Raw genomic sequence first — 22,657 nt, 5'->3', positions numbered from 1 at the left:
GCATCCAGGGAAATCATGTCCGCGGCCCTCTCCGCTCCGTGTGAGATTAGGGCCGCGGCTCAATTCGCGGATAACAGGCAGGGCTGGCTTACGCCTCAGCCACCGGCCTTGAGCGCCGTATTGCAAAGGCTCCAGAAACCGCCGCCCTTCTGGATCCATTTCAGATCGCTGAGCGTGCCTGCATCCTTGTTGGCATGATAGCTGTCGACGCAGGTATGCAGGCGGCCCTTGGCGGGCGTTTCGTTCGCATATTTCTTGTCGATCGCCTTCGGCATGGTCACGCTCTTGGGAGCCTTGATCGTCGGCTTTTCGGGTTCCTTTTCCGTCGTCGCGGCAACGGCCTTGTCATCGGCGGCGTCTTCGGCGGCAGCATCGGCGCCGCAGAACTTCGCCCGGAAGTCGTTCCACTTCATGTCCTTGGCCGAACCATCGGCCTTGGCCGTCTGATATTTGGCGCTGCATTCCTTCATGGTCAGCGCGGAGGCCGGAGAAACGAAGGCGGCGGCAGCAATCAGCGCTCCGACGGATGCTGGCACAAGCAATTTTGCAATCATGGGATATCCTCGGTTGGGGCAGTCAAGGCATGCACGTCTAAGAGGCTTGCGAAAGGGTTCCGCCAGGCGTCGCGGCATCGACCGCTTTCGGCAGATGCTCGGCGAGCAACTTGGCCACGTCGTCGGTATTGACGCCGAACTTGGCGGCGAGATCGCGGAGTTGATCCGAGGACAAGGCTTGCTCGATCTGCTCTGCCGATACGGGAAGATTGTGGCCGGTGCCGATCCAGGATGAGACCTGCTCACCGAGGCCGGCCGAATTGAGCTGGGAAACAATGCCCTGCAGCCCGCCGGCATTGTCGAATATTCGGGTCGCGACTGCGACGTAATCGACTTGCCTGCCGGCAAGCACATCCGAGAGAACACTGCCTAAGCCGTCGAAAATACTCATAGTCTCTCCTCCACCAGTGGATATCCATTTAGCACGAAGTCAAATTCGTGTCATCGCTGATTTGCGAAAGCGAAGGCGTTGCCACCGCAATCGGCACCCATCTTGCGAGCACCCTTTACCCTGCCTTAGATATGTGAACGGCGCATCACAGCGGTCAAACCATTCATGAAGGCAGGTCAGAAATGAAACGTCACGATTTCGATGATCTCGCCGCCTTCGTCATCGTCGCCGAGGAGAAGAGCTTCACCCGCGCCGCCGCCCGGCTTGGCATTTCCTCCTCGGGCTTGAGCCACATGATGCGTCAGCTGGAGGAGCGGCTCGGCATGCGCCTGCTTGCCCGCACCACCCGCAGTGTGGCGACGACAGAGGCCGGCGAACGCCTTCTGCTCACCCTCCAGCCGGCCTTCGCCGAGATCAACCGCGGCCTGCAGGAACTCGGCAATTTCAGAGAAAGACCCTCCGGGACCGTGCGCATCACGGCAGGCAAACATGCCGCCGCCTCGCTCGTCATGCCCATCTTGCCGGAATTTCACCGCACCTATCCCGATATCCGTGTGGAGCTCATCGTCGGCGACCGTTTCGAGGATATCGTCGCCTCGCGCTTCGATGCCGGCATCCGTTTCGGCGAGCGCATCGACAAGGATATGGTGGGCTTGCGCATCGGCCCCGATATCCGCGCGGCGATCGTCGGCTCGCCCGATTATTTCGCCCGCTATCCGCTGCCGAAACGGCCTGCCGATCTCGCCGACCATGATTGCGTTACCTATTACATGGCCTCGATGGGCGGACCCTATGCCTGGGAATTCGAGGAGAATGGCCGCGACATCGAGGTGAAGGTCTCGGGCAGCTTCATGGTCAATGATTCCGAGATGATGATCGAGGCGGCCCTTGCCGGTTCGGGCCTCGTCTATGTCTTCGAGGATTTCGCCGCCGAACATATCAAAAGCGGTCGGCTGATCCGCGTGCTCGAGGACTACTGCAAGCCGTTTACCGGCTATTCCATCTATTATCCGAGCCGGCGACAGATGCCGCCGGCCCTTTCGGTCTTCGTCGAGGCGCTGCGGGCCATCCCGAAACGCCACCCAGATTAGCAATTTTGGGAGATCAGGCGGCCTGTGCAGCCGGCATCGTCGCCATGTCGATGACGAAACGGTAGCGCACATCGCCCCGCTCCAGCCGTTCGAAGGCTCTGGCGATATCGCCCATGGCGATCATCTCGCATTCCGGCAGGATATTTCTGCGGCCGCAGAAATCCAGCATCTCTTGCGTCTCTTTGATCCCGCCGCTCGGCGTGCCCGCGATGCGCCGGCGCCCCTTGATCAGCGGCAGGTTGCTGAATTTGGGCGTATCGACCAGCGAGCCGGCAATGACAAGCGTTCCGTCCGAATCGAGCAGGTTGAGATAGGGGCCGAGATCATGCTCATAGGGCACGGTATCGATGATCACGTCGAAGGCAAAGGCGGCCGCCTCCATCTGCGCCGCATCGGTCGACAGCAGCACCTTGTCGGCGCCGAGTGCGCGCGCCGTGCCGATCTTGCCCTCCGAGCGCGTCAGCACCGTCACTTCGGCGCCCAGTGCAGAGGCGAATTTCACCGCCAGATGCCCGAGCCCGCCAAGCCCGATCACGCCCACCCGGCTGCCCGGGCCGACATTCCACGTGCGCAGCGGCGAATAGGTGGTGATCCCCGCGCAGAGCAGCGGCCCGACGCGCGCAAGATCCAGCCCATCCGGCACCCTGAGCACGAATTCCTCGCGCACGACGATATGATCGGAATAGCCGCCATAGGTGGTCTCGCCCGTCACCCGATCCCGGCCGTTATAGGTGACAGTGACGCCCTTGTAGCACATCTGTTCTTCATTGCGCCGGCAGTTGGGGCACTCCATGCAGCTGTCGACGATGGTGCCGACAGCGACATTATCGCCCGCCCTGAAGCGCGACACAGCACTGCCGACGGCCGAAACACGCCCGACGATCTCATGCCCCGGCACGACCGGATAGGCTGAAAAGCCCCAGTCGTTGCGGGTCATGTGCAGGTCCGTGTGGCAGACCCCGCAATAGAGGATGTCGATCGCCACGTCCTCGGGACGCAATTCCCGGCGATCGAAGGAGAAAGGTTGCAGCGGCGTATTCGCATCGGTTGCGGCATATCCTGAGGTTCTCAATGGCTTGTCCCTTGCAGAAGCTGTTGGAAACAGAGAGCGCGGGAGGCCGCGCCGACGGGGATATAGCGCCGCCGGATTATCCGGATTAGCGGCCGAATGCCGGAAAGGCTTGTGAGTTGGGCTCAGGAATTGTCCGGCGCTTGTAATCGGGAACGAACGTTACATTTACAGTTGCGTACTTGCCGGATGCCTGCGCCGTCCAGGATGATCGTAAACCCGCGCGAGCAGTTCACCATCGGCAGGTTCTGCGTCTGCATCAGCGGCGAGACGAGCAGGCGGCGATCGTACGGCAGCCTCTGAATACCGGAGCCATAAGACGGGGAAGGGTTCATGACAGCGAATACTCCGCACCCGCCAGGCAGGAAGAAGCACGGCAGGCTGACGGCTGTCATGGCGGTCTTTCTCATCTGTTTGCCTGCATGTCTTCCCCGCAGTGCCCCTGCCGCCCCGGCCGAGTTTCCGGACCGCGAACTGGTAATCGGCACCAAGCAAGCCCCGCCCTTCGCGATCAAGGGGCCGGATGGCGCCTGGACGGGCCTTTCGATCGATCTATGGCAACAGGTCGCCGGCAAGCTCGGCGTCAAATACCGGCTGGTCGAGGAGCCCTCCGTCCAGAGCCTTCTCGATGCGACGAAGCGCGGCGACTATGACGTCTCGGTCGCGGCCATCACCATCACCGCCGAACGGGAGCGCAATGTCGATTTCTCGCAGCCCTTCTACGACACCGGCCTCGGCATAGCCGTCTCCGTCCAGAGCATTTCCGTCTGGCACGAGATCATCCGGACGATGACCTCGCTCGGCTTCTTGCAGGCGGTTGGCGCCCTGATCGGCATTTCGCTGGCCGTGGGAGCCTTGATCTGGCTGTTCGAGCACCGCCACAACGAGGATTTCGGCGGCGGCGCGGCCCGGGGCCTCGGCGCCAGCATCTGGTGGTCCGCCGAAGCGATGACGCAGGCAAGCACCGGCCATCGCGGGCCGAAGACACTTGCCGGACGCATGTTGGCGATTATCTGGATGGTCGTCTCGATCATCACCATCGCGGTCTTTACCGCAAGCGTTACATCAGCGCTGACCACGCGTCAGATCAGGGGACTGGTGAATGGCGTCGAGGATCTGCCAAGGGTGCGCGTCGGCGCGGTCGCGGGATCGGCAACGACGGGATATCTCGACGGCGAACGCATCCGGCACCGGGATTTCGACAAGGTGCAGGACGGCTTCAGGGCTCTCGCCTCCGGTTCCATCGACGCCTTCGTCTACGACAAGCCGCTGTTGGCCTGGACGGCCGCGCAAGAGTTTGCCGGAAGCGTTAAGGTGCTGGACACGGTCTTCGAACCGCAAAACCACGGCATGGCCATGCCGGCCGGCAGTCGCTACCGCAAGGCGATCGATGTCGCCATTCTCGAAGCGATCCATGACGACGCGTGGAAAGAGACCCTGTTCCGATATCTGGGCGAGAAAAAGTGATGGATACCGCCCGGCCGGCCTACCAATTACCAGGATCAGCGGTGTGATCGGCAGCGGCAAATTCATCTGCCTTTTCCCGATCCAGCGTCAGGCCGGTTGCCCTCTTCGTCTCGTCCATGATCAGGTAGTGAAGGGGCGGCGCTTCCCTGGCGAGCTCCTGATAGAGGAGAAGCGCGGCTTCCTCCGCGGTATCGGCCTCGATCTCTCGGGTGATGGACACAGTGAATTTGTGCATGGCATCTAGCCTTCTCGATCGTCGCGTTCACAGCCGGACAATAGGCTGAGAGCGAAAGAGTTCAAGCCGTCGCGCCCAGCCGCCCGACCGGCCCGTTTCAAACCGACCGCATCAACCCGCCGTCCACCTTCAGGCTCTGCCCGGTAATGTAGCCCGCCCCGTCCGACACCAGAAAAGCAATCGTGGCCGCCACTTCGGCACTCGTTCCATAACGCTTCATCGGCACGTTCTCGCGCCGCTCCTCGGTTGCCGGCAGGCTGTCGATCCAGCCGGGCAGCACGTTGTTCATGCGAATATTTTCGGCCGCATAGGTGTCGGCAAAGAGCTTTGTATAGGCGGCAAGGCCGGCACGAAAGACCGCCGAGGTCGGGAACATCGTCGACGGCTCGAAGACCCAGGCCGTCGAGATATTGACGATCGCGCCCTTTTTCTGCGCCTGCATGATCGGCGTCACCAGCCGCACCGGACGGATGACGTTCATCAGGTAGACATCCATGGCCGTATGCCACTGCTCGTCGGTGATCTCATTCAGCGGTGCGCGCGGCCCGTGGCCGGCGCTGTTGACGAGAACGTCGATGCGCCCCCATTCCTTCATGGCCGCATCGACCAGCCGTTTCAGGTCGTCATTCGACTGGTTGGAGCCGGTCACGCCGACACCGCCGAGTTCCTTCGAAAGCGCCTCCCCCTTGCCCGACGAGGACAGGATCGCGACCTTGTAGCCATCGGCTGCAAGACGCCTTGCGCTCTCGGCCCCCATGCCGCTGCCGCCTGCGGTGATAATAGCCACTTTTTCTACTGACATGCAGATGCCCTCCACGATTCGCGACCTTGATTGATCGCTGGAAAGCAGCAAGGTACCATGTCCGTAACACATCGACGAAACAGTTCTCCTTCTCTTTACCAGTAGAAAAACTATCCCTAACGACAAGAATATCGAATGAGCGATGTCATCGGAAATCTTCCCTCCCTCAACGGCCTTAAGGCTTTCGAGGTCGCCGCGCGCCACCTGAACTTCCGGCTGGCAGCCGAGGAACTCGGCGTCACCCAGGGTGCTGTCGCCCAGCAGGTTCGCGGTCTCGAAGCACAGCTCGGAATGAACCTCTTCGAACGCCTGCCGCGCACGCTGGCGCTGACATCAGAAGGCCGCCGCTATATTGCCGATATCAGGCGCGCCTTCGAGATCATCGCGCGGGCAACCGGCGAATTGAAACCGCAGGCGATCAAGCTGACGATCAGCACGACGCCGACCTTCGCCTCCAAATGGCTGATCCCGCGTCTGCCCGATTTCACCGCTCTGCACCCCGATCTTGACCTTCACATCCTCGCTGTCGAGCGCCTCTCGAACTTTCAGGTCGATGGGGTGGATCTTGCAGTGCGCTATGGCCGCCCGCCCTTCGGACCGGGTCTCAACGCCGAGCTTCTCTTCGAGCAGGAGATCGTCGCCGTCTGCAGCCCCCTGCTGCTTGCCGGAAGGCCGGCGCCGCGCACGGGGGAAGAACTGGCTGCCTATCCGCTGCTGCATGACGCTCATAATTTCTGGCCGGAATTCGTCGAACGCTACTTCGCCAACAGCAAAAGCCCTTACTTCAAGGGCATCAGCTTTTCACAAACCTCACACGCGATCGAAGCGGCCATTGCCGGCCAGGGCATCGCCCTTGCAAACCGCGGATTCGTCGCCGACGATCTTGAGAAAGGCCGGTTGCAGCGCGTCTTCGAAGGCACGCTGCGCGGTCCATCGGACTTCTATCTCGTCTGGCCTCGCTACCGGAAATCCCCGGCCCTCGATACCGTCATAGACTGGCTGCTCATCGAGGCGCAGAAGCAAGGCTGAACCCATCGGTTCCGGCGCGAAGGATATGTTGGAGACAGCGAGCCCCGGAATACCTGACAAAAAGCCTCGCTTGCATGTGGCGCTCCGAGGTCTCAGAAAGGTCCTTGCGCAGCCGGCTCTAGACACCCACATTCCCCAAATCATCGGATTCATTCTCTTCACTCCGGCCCGTAACCCAGGATAATCACAGGCATATTTACATGTTTCATGTTGTCCTCGGGCTCCCCTGGCTGTTGGTCGTTCTCCGCTTTCTTCTGCCCCTGCCTTGGATATGGCCCGCCAAGGTCCTCGCTGCCGGAGTGCTCCTAGTCGGCTCCCAGCAGGTCCTGCTGAACCGTATCTCGTCAGGTTCCGTCTTCGCGCCCGAATATCCGCGCCCGCTGATTATCGTGCTGAATTTCCTCTTCGGCGCGACGCTCCTGCTGGCAGTCTTCCAGATCGCGCTCGATGCCGCCTCACTCGTCCTTGCTCTCGTGGAGGGGCAATTGCCGGCAGTGCCCCCCGAGATCCGCTATGGCATCGGGCTCGCGGCCTTTGGCCTGGCCGCTTTCGGCGTCGCTGGAGCCGTGCGCATTCCGCCCGTGAAGAATGTCGAGATACCAATCAAGGATCTCCCCGAAAGTTTTGACGGCTACCGCGTCCTGCAATTGACCGACCTCCACCTCAGCCGCCTCTTTCCGGTCTCCTGGGCGGAAACTGTCGTGAAGAAAGCCAATGAGCTGGACGCCGATCTGATTGTCGTGACCGGCGATTTCATCGACGGCCGCCTGGAGAGGCGCCGCGGCGATATCGCCCCGCTGGCGAGGCTCCAGGCACCCGACGGCATTTTCGCCATCCCCGGCAATCACGAATATTATTTCGGCTATGACGACTGGATAGAGCACAACGCCAGCCTTGGCATGCGCATGCTGACGAATGAACATGCGGTCATCGCGCGCGGTGCTGATCGCATCGTCATTGCCGGCGTGACGGATCTTGCGGCTTTCGGGAGAATCATGCCGAATCCCGATCTTGCGGCGGCATTGAACGGCGCTCCGCCCGGAGCCCCGGTCATTCTCCTCGATCATCAGCCGAGAATGGCAGCTGAAACGGCAAAGCGAGGCATCGCGCTGCAACTGTCCGGCCATACCCATGGCGGCATGATCCTCGGCCTCGATCGCCTGGTCGCCCGCGCCAATGGAGGCTTCGTCTCCGGCCTCTACGAGGTCGGCGGCATGTATCTCTACGTGAATAATGGAACTGCACTTTGGCCCGGCTTTGCGCTGCGGCTCGGCCGGCCTTCGGAACTGACGGTGTTCACGCTGCGCAGGCGTGCCTAGTACGTCCGAGCCGATCGCCTTTGATCCTGGCGCAAAGATGCTCGCCAGAATGCCGCAATCTAACCAGGAAAGGCTCTAAAGCGCCCCGCGGTCTTTCTCCTCCGCGACCAGCTTGCGAATGCGCTTGGCGACATCGGGATCGACGGGATTGTAGACGACCATATTGAGATCCGGCCGGCCGTCGATGGCAAAGCTCGAATATTCCAGCGCGATATCGCCAAGAACGGGATGTCTCAGCCGTTTGGTACCCTCGCCATGGGAGATCACGTCGTTCTCCTGCCAGATCCTCTTGAATTCGGGACTGGCGAGGCTGAGCTCCTCGACCAGCGCTGATATCTCCGAGGTCGCGCCGGCGCGCGCTGCATCCGCCCGAAAGGCGCCGACGACGAAGCGGGCCATGGTTTCCCAGTCATGCTGGACGTTGCGGACATTGGGGTTGCAGAAGAGCAGACGCAGGACGTTGCGGTCTTCGGGTGCAAGCTTGCCGTAATCGGTCATGACGACGGTCGCCGCCCGGTTCCAGGCAACGATGTCCCAGGCGGGCGTGCGCACCAGCGCCGGGCTCACCTCCAGCGTATCGATGAGACGCTGCAGGCGTGGGCTGATGCCCTCCACCGCGCGGTAGCGCACCTCGGGCGGCCGGCCGAGGCCGAGGATGAAGAGATGCTCGCGCTCCGGCTCGGTCAGCATCAGGCCATTGGCGATCCGGTTCAGGACGTCGGCCGATGGCGCTCCGCCCCGTCCCTGCTCCAGCCATGTGTACCAGGTCGGGCTGATATTGGCGCGCTGTGCCACCTCTTCCCGCCTCAAGCCCGGCGTGCGCCGGCGCCCGGAAAAACCGAATACGGCCGGATCGAGGCGCGTGCGGCGGTCGCGAAGGAAGGTGCCAAGAGCGTTGGCGTCAGTGCTCATACTGTTCCTGTTAGCCATTATAATAGGATAAAGTCACTACTTTAACAGCATAAAACATAGCGCAATAGTGGGCTTCTTCGCAATAAGGAGACACGACATGCGCATATTCCTCACCGGCGCCACCGGCTTCATCGGCTCGGCCATCGTGCCGGAACTCCAGAAGGCAGGCCATCATGTCATCGGCATGACCCGTTCCGACGCCGGCGCGAAAACGCTCGAAGCAGCCGGCGTCGAGGTCCACCGCGGCGTGCTGGAAGAGCCCGAAAGCGTGCGAGCCGGCGTCGAGAAGGCCGATGCCGTCATCCATACGGCCTTCGACCATGATTTTTCCCGCTTCGTCGAGAATTGCCAGAAGGACGGTCGCGTCATCGCGGCGATGGGCGAGGCCCTGAAAGGCTCGAACCGCCCCCTCCTCATCACCTCCGGCACCGGCATCGGCAATGCCCATCTCGGCGAACCGGCGAGCGAGGATGTCTTCAACATCGAGCATCCGAACCCGCGCATCGCTTCCGAGCTTGCCGGCAATGCCCTGCTTGATCAGGGCGTCAACGTCTCCGTCATGCGCCTTCCGCAGGTCCACAACACGTTCAAGCAGGGCCTCGTCTCGCCGCTCATCGAAATATCGAGAGCCAAGGGCGCATCCGCCTATGTCGGCGAAGGCCGCAACCGCTTCCCGGCAGCCCATCTGCTCGATGTCGCCCTGCTCTATCGCCTTGCGATCGAACGCGGCGAACCTGGTGCCCGCTACAATGCCGTCGACGAGGAAGGTGTGACGATGCGCGAGATCGCCGAGGCGCTGGGCCGCGGCCTGAAACTGCCCGTTATCTCGCTTGAGCCGGAAAAGGCAGCCGAACATTTCGGCTGGATGGCAATGTTTGCCGGTCTCGACTTCCCGGCATCGAGCGAAAAGACCCGCCGCATCCTCGGCTGGCACCCAACCGGACCCGGCCTGATCGCCGATCTCGACGCGATGGACTACGGCAGCCTTGCGGCCTGACCGGTCTCACAAGACGGCCGCCTGCGGAATTTCTCAGCTCCGCAGGCGGCAGGCCGTTTTGATTTCAGACCTGCAGCCCGCCGGAAATGTCGATCACGCCGCCGCTGATATAGCCGCCATTCGGCCCGGCCAGGAAACCGATGGCCGCCGAGACTTCCTCCAGCGTCGCGATGCGCCGGATCGGATGCAGGTCCATGACCGCGTCAGGCAGATTGTCGCGCACATCGGCCGCCATATCCGTCGGCATGATGCCGGGCTGAACGACGTTGACGGTAATGTTGCGCCGGCCGAGATCACGCGCCACACCCTTCGCATAGCCTGAAATCGCAGCCTTCGTTCCCGCATAATCGGCAACTCCCGAGAACGGCACGCGGCTGCCGAGCAGCGAGCCGATGAAGATGATCCGCCCGCCATCGGAGATCACCTGTGCTGCTGCCCGCGTCGTCGCCACCGCACCCATGACGTTGACCTGCCACTGGCGATCGAGATTGACCGTATCGAGCTCGGGATCGTCGACCGTCCGGCCCTGCACGGCAATCGCCGCGTTGTTGACGAGGATGTCGAGCCTGCCGAAATAGGCGAGGACCTTGCCGACCAGCGGCTTGGCCGCTGCCATATCCGCCTGATCGCTCTGGATCGCCAGCGCCCGCACACCCCTCGCCCGCAGCTTTCCGACGACAGCTTCCGCCTTCTCGGCCGAGGCGACATAGCTGATCGCGACATCCGCCCCCTGCTCCGCCAGCGCCTCTGCCGCAGCAGCACCCAGCCCGCGCGAACCGCCGGTCACGAGTGCGACCTTTCCCTTCAAAATGTCAGACATATCAGTCCTTTCCATACCCATCGAGCCACCACGGGACCCTACTGTCCGGCAGGGCGCTAATTTCGTAACGATCGTTACGATAACGATTGGTATGAAATCTGGACAAAGGCTGTCAAGTAGTTTAATAACGATCATTATGAAATTCATTTGAGTCGATCTGATGGGACGCCATCGCGAGTTTGATGTGGAAAAAGCGCTCGATGCCGCGCTTTGCGTCTTCTGGCGCAAGGGCTATGAAGGCGCGTCCTATGCAGATCTGACCGAGGCGACCGGCGTCGAACGGCCGGCGCTCTATTCCGCCTTCGGCAACAAGGAAGCGCTCTTCCGCCAGGTGCTGGATCGTTATTACGAGCGGTACCTGGATTATATCCCGAAAGCATTGGAGCTGCCGACATCGCGGGAGGTCGCTGCGTTCATCCTATCCAACGCGATTGATCTCCACACGCGTTTTCCCACCCACAGGGGCTGCCTCGGCATCAATGGCGTGCTGGCGGGATCGGATGAATCCGAACCGGTGCGGCAGGCCCTGATCGAGGCCCGTGCGGTCGGCGAAAGACAGCTTCGTGAGCGTTTCGAACGGGCAAAGACCGAAGGCGACCTGCCCGAGACCGCCAAGCCCGCTGCGCTGGCGGCATTCCTGTTGGCAGTCGGACACGGCATGGCCGTGCAGGCCAAGGCCGGTTTCAGCCGCGAGATGCTGGAGGCCGTTGCCGAACAGGCGCTTTCGACTTGGCCTTCGAAATCTTCCTGAGCTTCAGCAGCCAGAATTTAGCTCGCCGGCGCATCCATCTTCGCCCGCACTTCCAGAAACGCCGCCGTCAGCCGCGCCAGAACCGGCGATTTGACCGTGCCATTCGCCCCGCCGATCGGATCCTCGATATGGATCCGACGCAGGTCCGCCATGAACTCGTCCCAGAGCGGCTGCCCGCCCTCTTCCAGCAACTCGGCGCGGATGCTTAGATCCTCGCTGACCGGCAGGTGCCGGCGGCCCCAGGCGCCGATCATCGCGAACATGGGCACGAGCTGGATGGAGGCTTCCGTCAAGCTGTAGATCGCCTTCTGGCTATGGGAGGGATCGTCGAGTTTGCTGATCAGCCCGTAGGACATCAGCCGCTTCAGCCGTGCCGCCAGAATGTTGGAGGCAATGCCTTCCTCCGACCGGTTCAGAAGTTCGCGAAAATGACGCCGGTTGCCGAACATGATATCCCTGATGATGACGAGGCTCCATCGGTCGCCCAGCACCTCCATCGTCAGGTTGATCGGGCAGCCCGACCGTATTTCGATATCCATATCCGACTCCGCACGAAAACCAGTTGCATTATAGGATCGGTAATGCAACAACTCAACTAGTTTCAAAACGCAATCAGATGGAGGCTGATATGACCCGTGTACGCGTCGCTGCATTTTCTCTTTCGATCGATGGTTTCGGCGCCGGCCCCGACCAGAGCATCAACGATCCCCTGGGCAAACGCGGCATGGAACTGCACCAGTGGTTCTTCGGCACGCGCACCTTCCGCACCATGATCGGCAAGGACGGCGGTTCGACCGGCGTCGATGAGAAATATGCCTCTGCCGGCAATACCGGCTTCGGCGCCTTCATCCTCGGCCGCAACATGTTTGGCCCGATCAGGGGCGAATGGCCGGATGAAGAGTGGAAAGGCTGGTGGGGGCCGAACCCGCCCTATCACGCGCCGACCTTCATCCTCACCCACTATGCCCGCGAGCCCATCGTCATGGAGGGCGGCACCACCTTTCATTTCATCACCGGCGGCATTGAGGAAGCGCTGGAAAAGGCGAAGGCCGCAGCCGGCGACAAGGACGTCAAGATCGGTGGCGGCGTCAGCACCGTGCGCCAATATCTGAAAGCCGGCCTGATCGACGAAATGCAATTCGCGATCTCCCCCGTTGTCCTCGGAAAGGGCGAAGCCATGTTCGAAGGCATCGACCTGCCGGCGCTCGGCTTCTCCGTCAAATCCCACGAGATGACCGAACTGGCAGCGCATATTATTCTGTCGAAATAAGGCCCGCATGATTGGCCGATGTCCCCGACACCGGCCAATCGGACCGACGCTCAGACCAGCCCCTGGCTGAAGCCGAATACGCCTTCCGCTTCCGCCGCACGCACATCCTCGCCGAACAGCATGTCATTATGCGGCCGGCCGCTGCGGACCATCGGATAGACATTTTCGAGCGCCGCGACCCGGCAATCGAAAAGCACCGGCCGGTCGATCGCGATCATCTCCCGGATCTTCGCATCCAGTTCATCCGGTTTCTCGCACCGGATGCCAACCGCCCCGTAGGCTTCCGCCAGTCTGACGAAATCCGGCAGGGAGGCGGAGTAGGATCGGTCCCGGCGGTTGCCATGCAGGATCTGCTGCCATTGCCGGATCATCCCGAGCTGCGCATTATTGAGGATGAAGATCTTGACCGGCGCCTGATGCTGCATCGCCGCCGAAAGCTCCTTCAGCGTCATCTGTACCGAGCCATCGCCGACAATGCCGAGAACCAGCCGTCCGGGATGGGCGATCTGCGCCCCGATTGCCGCCGGCAAACCGTATCCCATCGTTCCGAGCCCGCCTGATGTCAGCCACCGGTTCGGCCCCTCGATGCCGAAGAGCTGCGCCGCCCACATCTGATGCTGGCCGACATCGGTCGTGACGATTGGATCCAGATCGGTCGTCAGCGCATGCAGCCGTTCCAGCGCATACTGCGGCATGATCTCGTCCCGGCGCATCTCATAGGCAAAGGATTTTCGCGCCCTCCACCCCTCGATCTCCGCCCACCATGCATCGAGCCGTTTCCGCTGCGGCGCCTCGGGCAGCGCCCGCCATGCCTCGATCATCTCCGCAAGGACCGCAGCGGCATCACCCGTGATACCGATATCGACAGCGACATTCTTGTTGATCGAGGACGGATCGATATCGATATGGATCTTCCTCGAGCCCGGCGAGAACTTGTCGGTGCGCGAGGTGACGCGATCGTCGAAACGCGCACCGATCGCGATCATCAGGTCGCAATCATGCATCGCCATATTGGCCTCGTAGGAGCCATGCATGCCTGACATCTTCAGCCAGTTCGGCCCGCTCGCCGGATAGGCTCCGAGCCCCATCAGCGTGGAGGTAACCGGGAAGCCCGTCAGTCCCACGAGTTCCCGCAGCAGGCGCGACGCCTCCGGCCCCGAATTGATGATGCCGCCGCCGGTGTAGAGGACCGGGCGTTCAGCCTGCGCCATCAGCCCGACCGCCGCCGCAATCGCCTCGCGATCAACACCCCGCCGTGGCTGGAAGCGCGCCGGCATCGAAACCTCCTCTGGACCGATATAGACACCGCTCGCAAACAGCACATCCTTCGGCATATCGACCAGAACGGGCCCCGGCCTCCCCGATGTGGCGATCCGGAAAGCGAGATGGATTGTCCTCGCCAGATCGTCGATATGGCTGACGAGGAAATTATGCTTGGTGCAGGGTCGCGTGATACCGACGGTATCGCATTCCTGAAAGGCATCCGTGCCGATCAGCGTCGTCGGCACCTGCCCCGTCAGGCAGACGAGCGGAATGGAATCCATCAGCGCATCCTGCAGCGCCGTCACCGCATTGGTGACACCTGGCCCTGACGTGACCAGCATGACGCCGACCTTGCCGGTTGCCCGCGCATACCCTTCGGCCGCATGTCCGGCGCCCTGCTCGTGGCGAACCAGGAGATGCCTGATCTCGTCCTGCTGAAAGATTTCGTCATAGATCGGCAGCACGGCAGCGCCCGGATAGCCGAAAATATGCTCGACACCATTGTCGCGCAGCGCCCGCAGCACGATTTCGCCGCCGTTCATCAGAAGGCCGAAAGAAGAAGGATTAGGGGAATTTCGGGTAAAGCTAGCCTTATCGCCGGTCATACGGGAATCGCGGTAATCACAGGCAAAACAGGCGCAACTACAACTAAAGGATGCGCTACAACTATCTGAGTAATTTTCCTGCGTGTTCTTCCCTGCTAGAGCAACCGAAAATTGCCGAGCCCTGGAGGAAGTCTCGATGCCTATATCTTCAAGATCAAAGTATTTTGATAAGCAATGGTGGAAAGCCGCTCTGTATTCGAGGTGGAAAGACGCAGTAACCTCGTTCGGATTTCAACCTTATGAGGCGAAACTGGCGGTCAATGATATATCGTTCATCTTTGCGGTAACAACGCCCCTTGCGAAAAACTGGTACGCACAAAGAGAGAATGATCATTCCCACGAACTCGATGCATTGATGGCACTTGGCCTGAAGGGCGCAACGGTTTTCGAATGCGGCGCTCACCATGGTCGCGATTGCACGCTGCTGGCGAAGATCGTCGGGCCCGAGGGTCGCATCATCAGCTTTGAGCCGCATCCGGACAATATTCGCGTGCTACGGCGGAATGTGGAGCTCAATCGCCTGCAAAATGTGATCGCGGTCAACGCCGCTGTCGGGTCGAAGCCCGGCTCGCTTTCCATAAAATCCCGTTCGAACGCGAAAGTCTCGCATAACGGCGGAATTGAAGTCCCGGTCGTCACCCTGGATGAATGGGCAGAAGCGAACGGCATATGGCCTGATCTGATCAAGATCGATGTGGAGGGCTACGAGTTCGAGGTTCTGCGCGGCGCCAGGAAAGTTCTGGAGAGGACGCCAACCGTCTTCGCCGAGGTTCACTGCAATATCGTCGGCGAGTTCGGCGCAACGCCCGAAGAAATCTGGAAACTCATCGACCTCTCAAAATACGAGGCCTGGATCCAGCCGCATGACGGAGTAGCAGTCGAACCCCTCGCCGGTAGGACACAGCTCAATGGGCGTCCGCACTTGTTGTTCGTGCCTCGCCACCGGGCTTCGGCTCACCGCCTCACTCCGCCAGTTCCCGCATCACCTTGATGAGATCGGACTTGCCCTCGAAGCCGATGCCCGGCAGCTCCGGCATCGTAATGTGCCCGTCGATCACGGCAACGCCATCAGGGAAGCCACCATAGGGCTGGAAGAGATCCGGATAGCTCTCATTGCCGCCAAGGCCGAGGCCGGCGGCGATATTGAGCGACATCTGGTGGCCGCCATGCGGAATGCAGCGCGAGGGCGACCAGCCGAACTGGCGCAGCACATCGAGCGTGCGCAAATATTCGACGAGACCATAGGAGAGCGCGCAGTCGAATTGCAGATAGTCGCGGTCGGCGCGCATGCCGCCATAGCGCAAAAGGTTTCGGGCATCCTGATGCGAGAAGAGGTTCTCGCCGGTTGCCATCGGCGCATCGTAGAATTCCGAGATCGCCGCCTGCAGCGAATAATCCAAGGGATCGCCGATCTCCTCGTACCAGAAGAGCGGATAGTCGCGCAGCATCTTGGCATAGGCGATGCCGGTCTCCAGATCGAAACGACCATTGGCATCGACGGCGAGCTGCGCTTGAGAGCCGATCTCCTCCAGCACGGATTCGATGCGGCCGCGATCCTCATCGATCGAAGCCCCGCCGATCTTCATCTTGACCACGGTATAGCCGCGGTCGAGATAGGTGCGCATCTCTTTGCGCAGCGCGCTATTGTCTTTGCCGGGATAATAATAGCCGCCGGCAGCGTAAACGAAGACTTTGGGATCGGCCTCCCTGCCCTTCATCTCGGCGAGCAGCCGGAAGAGCGGCTTGCCCTCGATCTTGGCAACGGCGTCCCAGACCGCCATGTCGATCGTGCCGACCGCAACCGAGCGCTCGCCATGACCGCCGGGTTTCTCATTCTTCATCATCGCCGCCCAGACCCGGTGCGGATCGAGATTAGTGCCGGCATCATTGACGAGGCCTTCCGGTGCCGCCTCCAGAATGCGATCCCGGAAACGCTCGCGGATGAGACCGCCCTGCCCGTAACGGCCATTGGAATTGAAGCCGTAACCGACCACGCGGCGGCCGTCTTTCACGACATCGGTGACGACGGCCACCAGGCTCGCCGTCATCTTGCTGAAGTCGATATAGGCGTTGCGGATCGGCGAAGCGATCGGCTTTGTGACTTCGCAGACATCGATGATACGCATTGTCGTCTCCATTCCGGGCCTGAGGCCACTGCCTCGCATGATCCTGTCCTAGAAAAATCCGCCCCGGCCGTCCAATGCCGTTCCGGGCTCATTGAATGCCGTATCAGCATAGTCAATTCCTCGATTTCCGGCTAAACATCTTGAAATTGCAAAGGAGATACCGTTTTCTCAATGCCTTCAAGGCATTGTGATACGAGGTGAAATATCGTGGAAACGGCCTGGCTCTCCGATCTCAAGGCGCTCGCGGAAACGCTGAATTTTTCGCGGGCCGCAGAGAAGCGCCACATCACCCAACCGGCCTTCGGCCGTCGCATCAAGTCGCTCGAAGACTGGTGTGGTTCAGAACTCGTCGACCGCTCGACGCATCGATTGAAGCTGACGCCTGCCGGCGAAACCATGCTGGAGGCGGCAGACGATATCGTCGCAAGGCTGGAGCGCGTCAGTCGGGATCTCGAGCAGATGCGCACGGCGACCTCGACCGTGACCTTCGCCGCCACCCACGCGCTCTCCTTCATCTTCTTCCCCGGCTGGATTCAGGCTCTCGGCCACGAGGCATCGACGATGCCGATCCGCCTGCTCTCCGACAATATGAACGAATGCGAGCGGATCATGACGGAAGGCCGCGCCCAATTCCTGCTCTGCCACGACCATCATGACAGCAGGATCCGCCTGGACAGGACCGCCTACCGGCAGCTGCGGCTTGCAACCGACCGCCTGATCCCCGTCAGCGGGCGCGACCAGGGCGGCCAGCCGCTCCACAGTATTTCCGAAGCGGCCGACCGCGCAGTCCCGCATCTCGCCTTCGAGGAAACATCCGGCATGGGCCGCATCCTGTCATCGGCGCTTGCCGCCCGCGCACATCAGCTGCACCTCTCGACGGTCTTCACCTCGCATCTGGCAATGGCGCTGAAGGCGCTTGCGATTGACGGTAAAGGCATCGCCTGGATACCGGAAAGCCTCGCGGCCGGCGAGATGGGGCCGGCTGGAAGACTGGCCTCGGCCGGACCGGACGATTGGGCCATCGATGTCAGCATCGTCCTGATCAGACCGCGAGCGCGCATGACGGACATTGCGGAGAGCTTCTGGAGCCTGGCGCAAACCGCCGCGGCCCAGATGCCGGCCACTATTTCATGAGCGCGGACTGTCTCAACGCGGCGTGGATATCGCTGACGACGGCAGCACCCTCGCCGACCGCCGCCGCAACCCGTTTCGTCGACCCGGCGCGCACGTCGCCGATCGCAAAGACGTTCGGCACGCTGGTTTCAAGCGCGAGCGAGGCCCGCCCGAGTTCCATTTCCACATCGGGAGCAAAACCCGCGCCGGTCCTGATGAAGCCCTTGTCATCCGTCTTGATGCGGCACTTGATCCAGTCGGTATTGGGGTCGGCGCCGATGAACATGAAGACCTTGCGAAGGTCGTAGGTTGTCTCGCTTCGCTGCTGAAAGTTCGTGACCGTGGCCGTCAGGCGGCCATTCTGGCCCTCGGAGAGCGCCGTCAGCTCGCACCCCACATGCATTTCCACATTTGGCAGCGCGGCTATGCGTTCGATGAGATAGGTGGACATGGTCTCCACCAGGCTTCGGCGGATCACCAGATGCAGGTGCCGCACCCGCGGTGCCAGAAAGGCGACGGCCTGGCCGGCCGAATTGCCGCCGCCGACGAGCGCGATATCGTCATTTTCGCAAAGCTTCGCTTCGATTGCCGAGGCCCAATAGGAAATGCCAGCTCCTTCGAAACGGGCGATGTTGGGAATGGCGGGCCTGCGATATCGGGCGCCCGACGCGATGACGACGGTTCGCGCCTTCACCGTCCTGTCTCCATCGAGACGCAGCATTATCGGATCGATTCCCAGCCGGTCTGCTGGCGCAGGGACCAGCTCGCTGACATCGAGCGGCAGCGCGATCTCCGCGCCGAACTTGAGCGCCTGATTGAAGGCGCGGCCGGCGAGCGCCTGGCCCGAAATTCCGGTCGGAAAGCCGAGATAGTTTTCGATGCGCGAGGAACTGCCGGCCTGCCCGCCAATTGCGCGGGCATCGATGGCGATGACGCGCAGCCCTTCGGAGGCGGCATAGACGGCGGCCGCAAGCCCCGACGGTCCGGCGCCCACGATCGCCACATCGTAGAGGATGGCCGGATCGAGCTCCGGCATGATGCCGAGGCAGCAGGCGGCTTCCGCATCGGTTGGGTGTTTGAGTACGCTGCCGTTGGGGCAAACCATCAGCGGCAGCTCGTCGGGCAAGATGCCGAGCCTCCCCACCAATGCCCGGCCCTCATGGTCCGAGGCGGCGTCGAGCACGACATGCGGATAGCCGCTCCGGGACAGAAAACCCTGAAGCCGCGTGAGATCGCGCTCGCCGGGATGGCCGATCAGGGTCGAGCCGGCGCCGCCGAACTGGATCAGTTCCACGCGCCGCAGGATGTAGGCGCGCATGATGATCTCGCCGATCTCGGCCGAACCGATGATCAACGCCTTCAGATGGGCGGCATCGAAGGCCAGCGCCACACATCCTTCCGGCCCCGCACGCCCGCCGGCAAGCAGCGGCCTCCCGGAGAGCTGGCTGACCTCTCCCGAAAACTGCCCCTCACCATGGCTGGTAATCAGGGCTTCCGGCATCGACAATCCGTCATGCCTGAAAGCATCCAGACGGCCGGAAAGGACCAGCCATGCGGGCGCATTCCGGTCACCGATCTGGTAGACAAGCTCGCCGGGGGCAAAGCTGTGCGGCCCGCCGCTGGCAAAGCGCCTCGCCATCTGAACCTGCGCGGCACTCAGCACCGGAAACATCTGATAGCGGCGGGATTCCAGATTATCGGCGCTCATGGGTGCTCTCAGTAATAATGTGGGATCGGGCCGCGCTGCGGCGTCTGATCGGGAAGCTCCACCATTATCTCGTCGAGATAGCACCAGCCCCAGCCTTCAGGCGGATCATAGCCCTCGATGATCGGATGTCGGGTGGCGTGGAAATGCGCCGTCGCATGCTTGCCTATCGATTGATCGCAGCATCCGACATGGCCGCATTCCCGGCAAAGGCGAAGATGCACCCACTCCTGGCCAATCTCCAGGCACTCTTCGCAACCAAGTGTCCGTGGCGTGACGGATCGAACACTTGCGACATGCTTACATCCCGACATCTGAATCTCCGGTGGTGATTGAAGTTTATTCATGCCGGGTGAACATAGATCACGAGGCGATCTTCTCCATCTATACGCAAGGATAGAAACCCACGTTCGCGCTCGATGCAATCAAACCGTTCCCGTCCCCCCGTAAACCGGCTTATTTTCTCATAGCGTGAATCGGCGAAGACGAATGCGAGGCAGGAATGACCGACGACACATTACAGGACGTAGCGGCGCGGTGGGATGACAATGCCGATCAGTGGGCCCATGACGTGCGCAATGGCTATGACACCTATCGCGAGCTCTTCACCTTCCCCGCTTTCATCGATTTCCTGCCGCCGCTGGCCGGGCTCGATGTGATCGATTTCGGCTGCGGCGAAGGAACGAACACCCGTCTCTTCGCGCAGATGGGCGCACGCATGACCGGCATCGATCTTTCCGAACGCATGATCGGCCACGCCCGCAAGGCCGAGGAGGAGAATCCCCTCGGCATCGCCTACAAGGTGGCCTCCTACAGCGCCGACACAGGTTTCGCGGAAGGTTCTTTCGATGCGGTTGTCTCCACCATGGCGCTGATGGATGGCCCGGATTTCGAGGGCGCCATGCGGCAGGCTTTCCGCCTCACCCGCCCGGGCGGCTTCCTCGCCTTCAGCGTGCTCCATCCCTGCTTCATCACGCCCGGCCTTGCCTGGCAGAGGAATGAGACCGGCATTGCCACCGCCCTCTGCGTCTCGCGCTATTTCGACCACGCGAGTTTCACCGAAGAATGGCGTTTCGGCAGCCGTCCGGCAGACGAAGAGGTCAAGCTCTTTGCCGTCCCGCGTTTCCCCCGCACCATGTCCGATTATCTGAACGCGATTGCCGCTGCCGGTTTCCGCATCCGCAAGATCGGCGAACCGCAGCCGAGCAGCGAGATCTGCGAAGCCTCGCCGCGCTTTGCCCGCTGGCGCGACCTTGCCGCCTTCCTCCTGCTCGTCATGGCCGAGCGCCCCTAGATGGATTCCACGAGCTCTATCGATGATAACGTGAACTTGTTCAGCTTCCGCTAGAAAATATTGGCATGCTGTGACCACGGTCACTACCCGGAGCATCCACTGCGTGTATTTTGCCCTCGCTGGATGCTGCACCTACCAGCAGGAGAAGGGTCGCCGGGCCCCACTTGGTGGCCCTTCTTATTCTCTCTCAATATTGTCTAGCGGAACCCTGTTCAGCGGAACATTGACGTCTCGCTGCCGATCCTGCCGCCTTTTTTTACGCCGATCGTCGCGACAGGCCGCGGGTCGGATTGCTCGGCATGGAGCCACGACATGATGATCAAAAGAGCCGCAACGGCAAGCAGCGGCGGACCAAGGTAGACGATCAGGAGGGAATGTAGCGGTTTCGCGGTGGTGGTGGTTTCAGGTTTCACGGCTCTTCCTAGGATCAATGCGGCAATTATGCCTGGGTGGAAATTATCGTGATCGGATGTCAGTGCCGCTTGCCAGGCATCTCCCGTGGAATGACGGATGTCTCGACCGGCCGGGAAGCATCCAAGGTCTGATAGATTTCCCGGGCACTATAATAGGCGCTACCCCACATCAGCAGGCTGACCTGACACGCGATGAAAAACAAGTAGATCCTCACGAACTTCCCTTCCGGCTAGTGCTTGAAAGTGCCAAAAGTTCAAACTTAATCTGCAGCACACTTGTACTTAATCTCAGAATATCTTCTATATCTCAAAATTTATCGCTTTACTATTATAGCCGTCACGACATAAAAGGTGAAACGATAACCCGAATGGGTGAAATTGCGAGCTATAAAAAGAACTATACTTACGACTGGGCGCAAAGGCTCGTCTTTTCATTGCCGAAACATCAGGAGCGCCGCCCCGAGACGTGGTCCCAGAGGACATCGGTCAGGTGGCTATCATAAGAGATATGAAATCATCTCAGACCGTCAGAACCAGAGATCGCGCACGCACCGCCCCTTGGAGGGAGGGTCGTCGAATGTATCCAGCCCGTCGAAATGATCGATCGGCAGGTCGGCCACGAGGTCCGGCGGCGCCAGTCGCAAATTGACTGCCATGCGCCGGCGCCAGCGTCCAGCCCGCCTTGCCGCAATGACATGAGCCGATCAGCATCAGCGCACCATCTTATCCCGCCTGTTCCGACGAGCCATCTTGCCCCACTGGCGTTCCGAAGCAAGTCCCTTCCCACTGCGCTTGACTCTCTCCAAAATGAGAACATAATAGGAACATTCGTGGCGCGGCGGCCGCCATCCCGACAATCTGAAACTGAAGTGCTCTGCAAGGAGAATGAGAACATGCGTCCGCAATTGGCCCCGAAGACATCAAACCCAACGATCGAAAACGAAGACCTGAGCTGGGAAGTCGAGGCCGTGCTCTCCTGGCATGACGAGGATGCCAAGGCCGCCATCGCCACGCTGCTGCAAGACTGCCGCCACCTGCGCGCCCAGCTGGCTCTTGCCGAGGGCGCGATGAGCCGCGGCATGGTGCGCGGCTGGCGCCCTGCCTTCGAACGCTCCCTGCTTGAACGGCCCCTCATCGAGCATCTCCCTGTCGAAAACAGATGAAACACCGCCGCAGCATCGATCTCGTCGCCAGCCATGAGGCCGTGGCAACCGACAGGGAAACACTCGCGTCCCTGCCGCAATGGTACGTGCTTCACGCCCGCTGCCCGGCCTGCCAGCGCCAGGCGATGCTCGACCGGCGGGAGCTCGCCTACCACTATGGCAAGAATCTGATACTGGCGAGGATCGGCATCCGCCTGATATGCAAGAGCTGCGGCAACCGCAGGACAAACCAGCTGCTGATCGGCAAGCTGCCGCGGGATTGACGATG

At 61.2% G+C, this 22,657-nt stretch carries 25 protein-coding genes and 1 pseudogene; 12 read left to right on the top strand and 14 right to left on the bottom strand.

The features are described from left to right. Positions 1 to 95: 95 nt before the first annotated feature. Positions 96 to 554, bottom strand: coding sequence for a hypothetical protein (locus EV281_RS15960; RefSeq protein ID WP_132654044.1), 459 nt, complete (start codon positions 552 to 554; stop codon positions 96 to 98). A gap of 37 nt (positions 555 to 591) precedes the next feature. Further along, positions 592 to 945, bottom strand: coding sequence for a YidB family protein (locus EV281_RS15955; protein ID WP_132654043.1), 354 nt, complete (start codon positions 943 to 945; stop codon positions 592 to 594). A gap of 182 nt (positions 946 to 1,127) precedes the next feature. Here EV281_RS15955 and EV281_RS15950 point away from each other — a divergent pair, with 182 nt between their 5' ends. After that, positions 1,128 to 2,036, top strand: coding sequence for a LysR family transcriptional regulator (locus tag EV281_RS15950; protein ID WP_132654042.1), 909 nt, complete (start codon positions 1,128 to 1,130; stop codon positions 2,034 to 2,036). A 13-nt stretch (positions 2,037 to 2,049) separates the two neighbouring features. On the opposite strand, the gene EV281_RS15945 is transcribed toward EV281_RS15950, so the two are convergent. Beyond that, positions 2,050 to 3,108 carry an NAD(P)-dependent alcohol dehydrogenase gene (locus tag EV281_RS15945; protein WP_132654041.1) on the bottom strand — a complete coding sequence of 353 codons (1,059 nt, stop codon included), beginning with the start codon at positions 3,106 to 3,108 and terminating at the stop codon, positions 2,050 to 2,052. A gap of 390 nt (positions 3,109 to 3,498) precedes the next feature. Between EV281_RS15945 and EV281_RS15940 the strand changes: the two genes are divergently transcribed. Further along, positions 3,499 to 4,572, top strand: a complete 1,074-nt coding sequence (locus EV281_RS15940) for a transporter substrate-binding domain-containing protein (RefSeq protein ID WP_165911913.1) — start codon at positions 3,499 to 3,501, stop codon at positions 4,570 to 4,572. Between the two features lie 19 nt (positions 4,573 to 4,591). Here EV281_RS15940 and EV281_RS15935 read toward each other — a convergent pair whose 3' ends face one another. Together EV281_RS15935 and EV281_RS15930 are read right to left on the bottom strand one after the other, a co-directional pair. Continuing rightward, entirely contained in the window at positions 4,592 to 4,807 is a 216-nt protein-coding gene (locus EV281_RS15935; protein ID WP_132654039.1) for a hypothetical protein, read from the bottom strand. A gap of 97 nt (positions 4,808 to 4,904) precedes the next feature. Beyond that, positions 4,905 to 5,609, bottom strand: coding sequence for an SDR family oxidoreductase (locus EV281_RS15930; RefSeq protein ID WP_132654038.1), 705 nt, complete (start codon positions 5,607 to 5,609; stop codon positions 4,905 to 4,907). 135 nt (positions 5,610 to 5,744) lie between these two features. On the opposite strand from EV281_RS15930, the gene gcvA reads away from it, so the two are divergent. After that, positions 5,745 to 6,638: a transcriptional regulator GcvA gene (gene gcvA, locus EV281_RS15925; protein WP_132654037.1), complete on the top strand. Its 894-nt coding sequence runs from the start codon at positions 5,745 to 5,747 to the stop codon at positions 6,636 to 6,638. 200 nt (positions 6,639 to 6,838) lie between these two features. Beyond that, positions 6,839 to 7,957: a metallophosphoesterase gene (locus tag EV281_RS15920; protein ID WP_132654036.1), complete on the top strand. Its 1,119-nt coding sequence runs from the start codon at positions 6,839 to 6,841 to the stop codon at positions 7,955 to 7,957. A gap of 75 nt (positions 7,958 to 8,032) precedes the next feature. Here the strand turns inward: EV281_RS15920 and EV281_RS15915 are convergent, their stop codons facing one another. Beyond that, positions 8,033 to 8,869 carry a helix-turn-helix transcriptional regulator gene (locus EV281_RS15915; RefSeq protein ID WP_132654035.1) on the bottom strand — a complete coding sequence of 279 codons (837 nt, stop codon included), beginning with the start codon at positions 8,867 to 8,869 and terminating at the stop codon, positions 8,033 to 8,035. Positions 8,870 to 8,966: 97 nt separating this feature from the next. Here EV281_RS15915 and EV281_RS15910 point away from each other — a divergent pair, with 97 nt between their 5' ends. Next, positions 8,967 to 9,866, top strand: coding sequence for an SDR family oxidoreductase (locus tag EV281_RS15910; RefSeq protein ID WP_132654034.1), 900 nt, complete (start codon positions 8,967 to 8,969; stop codon positions 9,864 to 9,866). Positions 9,867 to 9,930: 64 nt separating this feature from the next. On the opposite strand, the gene EV281_RS15905 is transcribed toward EV281_RS15910, so the two are convergent. Next, positions 9,931 to 10,686, bottom strand: coding sequence for an SDR family oxidoreductase (locus tag EV281_RS15905; RefSeq protein ID WP_132654033.1), 756 nt, complete (start codon positions 10,684 to 10,686; stop codon positions 9,931 to 9,933). Positions 10,687 to 10,846: 160 nt separating this feature from the next. On the opposite strand from EV281_RS15905, the gene EV281_RS15900 reads away from it, so the two are divergent. Next, positions 10,847 to 11,437 carry a TetR/AcrR family transcriptional regulator gene (locus EV281_RS15900; RefSeq protein WP_132654032.1) on the top strand — a complete coding sequence of 197 codons (591 nt, stop codon included), beginning with the start codon at positions 10,847 to 10,849 and terminating at the stop codon, positions 11,435 to 11,437. A 17-nt stretch (positions 11,438 to 11,454) separates the two neighbouring features. On the opposite strand, the gene EV281_RS15895 is transcribed toward EV281_RS15900, so the two are convergent. Beyond that, positions 11,455 to 11,976, bottom strand: a complete 522-nt coding sequence (locus tag EV281_RS15895) for a helix-turn-helix domain-containing protein (protein WP_132654031.1) — start codon at positions 11,974 to 11,976, stop codon at positions 11,455 to 11,457. Positions 11,977 to 12,065: 89 nt separating this feature from the next. Between EV281_RS15895 and EV281_RS15890 the strand changes: the two genes are divergently transcribed. Further along, positions 12,066 to 12,707, top strand: coding sequence for a dihydrofolate reductase family protein (locus EV281_RS15890; protein WP_132654030.1), 642 nt, complete (start codon positions 12,066 to 12,068; stop codon positions 12,705 to 12,707). Positions 12,708 to 12,757: 50 nt separating this feature from the next. Here EV281_RS15890 and EV281_RS15885 read toward each other — a convergent pair whose 3' ends face one another. After that, positions 12,758 to 14,512 (bottom strand): acetolactate synthase 3 large subunit, encoded by a 1,755-nt coding sequence (locus EV281_RS15885; protein ID WP_165911912.1) that lies wholly within the window; start codon positions 14,510 to 14,512, stop codon positions 12,758 to 12,760. Between the two features lie 199 nt (positions 14,513 to 14,711). On the opposite strand from EV281_RS15885, the gene EV281_RS15880 reads away from it, so the two are divergent. Then, a complete protein-coding gene (locus EV281_RS15880; protein ID WP_132654028.1) occupies positions 14,712 to 15,566 on the top strand; it encodes an FkbM family methyltransferase in 855 nt (284 codons plus the stop codon). On the opposite strand, the gene EV281_RS15875 is transcribed toward EV281_RS15880, so the two are convergent. Beyond that, complete coding sequence (locus EV281_RS15875) at positions 15,538 to 16,701, bottom strand: mandelate racemase/muconate lactonizing enzyme family protein (protein WP_132654027.1); 1,164 nt, start codon at positions 16,699 to 16,701, stop codon at positions 15,538 to 15,540. The genes EV281_RS15880 and EV281_RS15875 overlap by 29 nt on opposite strands. Before the next feature lie 207 nt (positions 16,702 to 16,908). On the opposite strand from EV281_RS15875, the gene EV281_RS15870 reads away from it, so the two are divergent. Beyond that, on the top strand, positions 16,909 to 17,835 hold the full coding sequence (locus EV281_RS15870) for a LysR family transcriptional regulator (RefSeq protein ID WP_132654026.1): 927 nt from the start codon (positions 16,909 to 16,911) through the stop codon (positions 17,833 to 17,835). Here the strand turns inward: EV281_RS15870 and EV281_RS15865 are convergent. Both EV281_RS15865 and EV281_RS15860 read right to left on the bottom strand, forming a co-directional pair. Continuing rightward, complete coding sequence (locus EV281_RS15865) at positions 17,825 to 19,522, bottom strand: FAD-dependent oxidoreductase (RefSeq protein ID WP_132654025.1); 1,698 nt, start codon at positions 19,520 to 19,522, stop codon at positions 17,825 to 17,827. The genes EV281_RS15870 and EV281_RS15865 overlap by 11 nt on opposite strands. Before the next feature lie 8 nt (positions 19,523 to 19,530). After that, positions 19,531 to 19,833: a UBP-type zinc finger domain-containing protein gene (locus EV281_RS15860; RefSeq protein WP_132654024.1), complete on the bottom strand. Its 303-nt coding sequence runs from the start codon at positions 19,831 to 19,833 to the stop codon at positions 19,531 to 19,533. A gap of 188 nt (positions 19,834 to 20,021) precedes the next feature. On the opposite strand from EV281_RS15860, the gene EV281_RS15855 reads away from it, so the two are divergent. Next, the gene (locus EV281_RS15855) at positions 20,022 to 20,813 is read left to right on the top strand and encodes a class I SAM-dependent methyltransferase (protein WP_132654023.1); all 792 of its coding nucleotides are present in this window, start codon (positions 20,022 to 20,024) and stop codon (positions 20,811 to 20,813) included. 212 nt (positions 20,814 to 21,025) lie between these two features. On the opposite strand, the gene EV281_RS15850 is transcribed toward EV281_RS15855, so the two are convergent. Together EV281_RS15850 and EV281_RS31420 are read right to left on the bottom strand one after the other, a co-directional pair. Then, the gene (locus EV281_RS15850) at positions 21,026 to 21,226 is read right to left on the bottom strand and encodes a hypothetical protein (protein ID WP_132654022.1); all 201 of its coding nucleotides are present in this window, start codon (positions 21,224 to 21,226) and stop codon (positions 21,026 to 21,028) included. A 527-nt stretch (positions 21,227 to 21,753) separates the two neighbouring features. Then, positions 21,754 to 21,891 (bottom strand): annotated as a pseudogene (locus tag EV281_RS31420) (GFA family protein); the annotation flags it as partial. Between the two features lie 228 nt (positions 21,892 to 22,119). Between EV281_RS31420 and EV281_RS15845 the strand changes: the two are divergent. Together EV281_RS15845 and EV281_RS15840 are read left to right on the top strand one after the other, a co-directional pair. Next, a complete protein-coding gene (locus EV281_RS15845; protein WP_132654021.1) occupies positions 22,120 to 22,389 on the top strand; it encodes a hypothetical protein in 270 nt (89 codons plus the stop codon). Continuing rightward, on the top strand, positions 22,386 to 22,652 hold the full coding sequence (locus tag EV281_RS15840; RefSeq protein ID WP_132654020.1) for a hypothetical protein: 267 nt from the start codon (positions 22,386 to 22,388) through the stop codon (positions 22,650 to 22,652). Before EV281_RS15845 ends, EV281_RS15840 begins: the two co-directional genes overlap by 4 nt. The last annotated feature ends 5 nt before the right edge of the window (positions 22,653 to 22,657 follow it).

Source organism: Rhizobium sp. BK418 (assembly GCF_004341105.1).
Taxonomy (GTDB): Bacteria; Pseudomonadota; Alphaproteobacteria; order Rhizobiales; family Rhizobiaceae; genus Rhizobium.
The sequence above is the reverse complement of the archived record's forward strand: the minus strand, read 5'-3'. Positions and strand labels throughout refer to the sequence as shown.

Bases quoted from the DNA above. Each gene is read 5' to 3' on its own strand.
- EV281_RS15860 (WP_132654024.1), bottom strand. From the start codon at position 19,833: ATGTCGGGATGTAAGCATGTCGCAAGTGTTCGATCCGTCACGCCACGG.
- EV281_RS15885 (WP_165911912.1), bottom strand. From the start codon at position 14,512: ATGAACGGCGGCGAAATCGTGCTGCGGGCGCTGCGCGACAATGGTGTC.
- EV281_RS15890 (WP_132654030.1), top strand. From the start codon at position 12,066: ATGACCCGTGTACGCGTCGCTGCATTTTCTCTTTCGATCGATGGTTTC.
- gcvA (WP_132654037.1), top strand. From the start codon at position 5,745: ATGAGCGATGTCATCGGAAATCTTCCCTCCCTCAACGGCCTTAAGGCT.
- EV281_RS15955 (WP_132654043.1), bottom strand. From the start codon at position 945: ATGAGTATTTTCGACGGCTTAGGCAGTGTTCTCTCGGATGTGCTTGCC.
- EV281_RS15855 (WP_132654023.1), top strand. From the start codon at position 20,022: ATGACCGACGACACATTACAGGACGTAGCGGCGCGGTGGGATGACAAT.
- EV281_RS15920 (WP_132654036.1), top strand. From the start codon at position 6,839: ATGTTTCATGTTGTCCTCGGGCTCCCCTGGCTGTTGGTCGTTCTCCGC.
- EV281_RS15840 (WP_132654020.1), top strand. From the start codon at position 22,386: ATGAAACACCGCCGCAGCATCGATCTCGTCGCCAGCCATGAGGCCGTG.
- EV281_RS15875 (WP_132654027.1), bottom strand. From the start codon at position 16,701: ATGCGTATCATCGATGTCTGCGAAGTCACAAAGCCGATCGCTTCGCCG.
- EV281_RS15880 (WP_132654028.1), top strand. From the start codon at position 14,712: ATGCCTATATCTTCAAGATCAAAGTATTTTGATAAGCAATGGTGGAAA.
- EV281_RS15930 (WP_132654038.1), bottom strand. From the start codon at position 5,609: ATGTCAGTAGAAAAAGTGGCTATTATCACCGCAGGCGGCAGCGGCATG.
- EV281_RS15845 (WP_132654021.1), top strand. From the start codon at position 22,120: ATGCGTCCGCAATTGGCCCCGAAGACATCAAACCCAACGATCGAAAAC.
- EV281_RS15960 (WP_132654044.1), bottom strand. From the start codon at position 554: ATGATTGCAAAATTGCTTGTGCCAGCATCCGTCGGAGCGCTGATTGCT.
- EV281_RS15915 (WP_132654035.1), bottom strand. From the start codon at position 8,869: ATGAGCACTGACGCCAACGCTCTTGGCACCTTCCTTCGCGACCGCCGC.
- EV281_RS15865 (WP_132654025.1), bottom strand. From the start codon at position 19,522: ATGAGCGCCGATAATCTGGAATCCCGCCGCTATCAGATGTTTCCGGTG.
- EV281_RS15950 (WP_132654042.1), top strand. From the start codon at position 1,128: ATGAAACGTCACGATTTCGATGATCTCGCCGCCTTCGTCATCGTCGCC.
- EV281_RS15910 (WP_132654034.1), top strand. From the start codon at position 8,967: ATGCGCATATTCCTCACCGGCGCCACCGGCTTCATCGGCTCGGCCATC.
- EV281_RS15935 (WP_132654039.1), bottom strand. From the start codon at position 4,807: ATGCACAAATTCACTGTGTCCATCACCCGAGAGATCGAGGCCGATACC.
- EV281_RS15940 (WP_165911913.1), top strand. From the start codon at position 3,499: ATGGCGGTCTTTCTCATCTGTTTGCCTGCATGTCTTCCCCGCAGTGCC.
- EV281_RS15895 (WP_132654031.1), bottom strand. From the start codon at position 11,976: ATGGATATCGAAATACGGTCGGGCTGCCCGATCAACCTGACGATGGAG.
- EV281_RS15900 (WP_132654032.1), top strand. From the start codon at position 10,847: ATGGGACGCCATCGCGAGTTTGATGTGGAAAAAGCGCTCGATGCCGCG.
- EV281_RS15905 (WP_132654033.1), bottom strand. From the start codon at position 10,686: ATGTCTGACATTTTGAAGGGAAAGGTCGCACTCGTGACCGGCGGTTCG.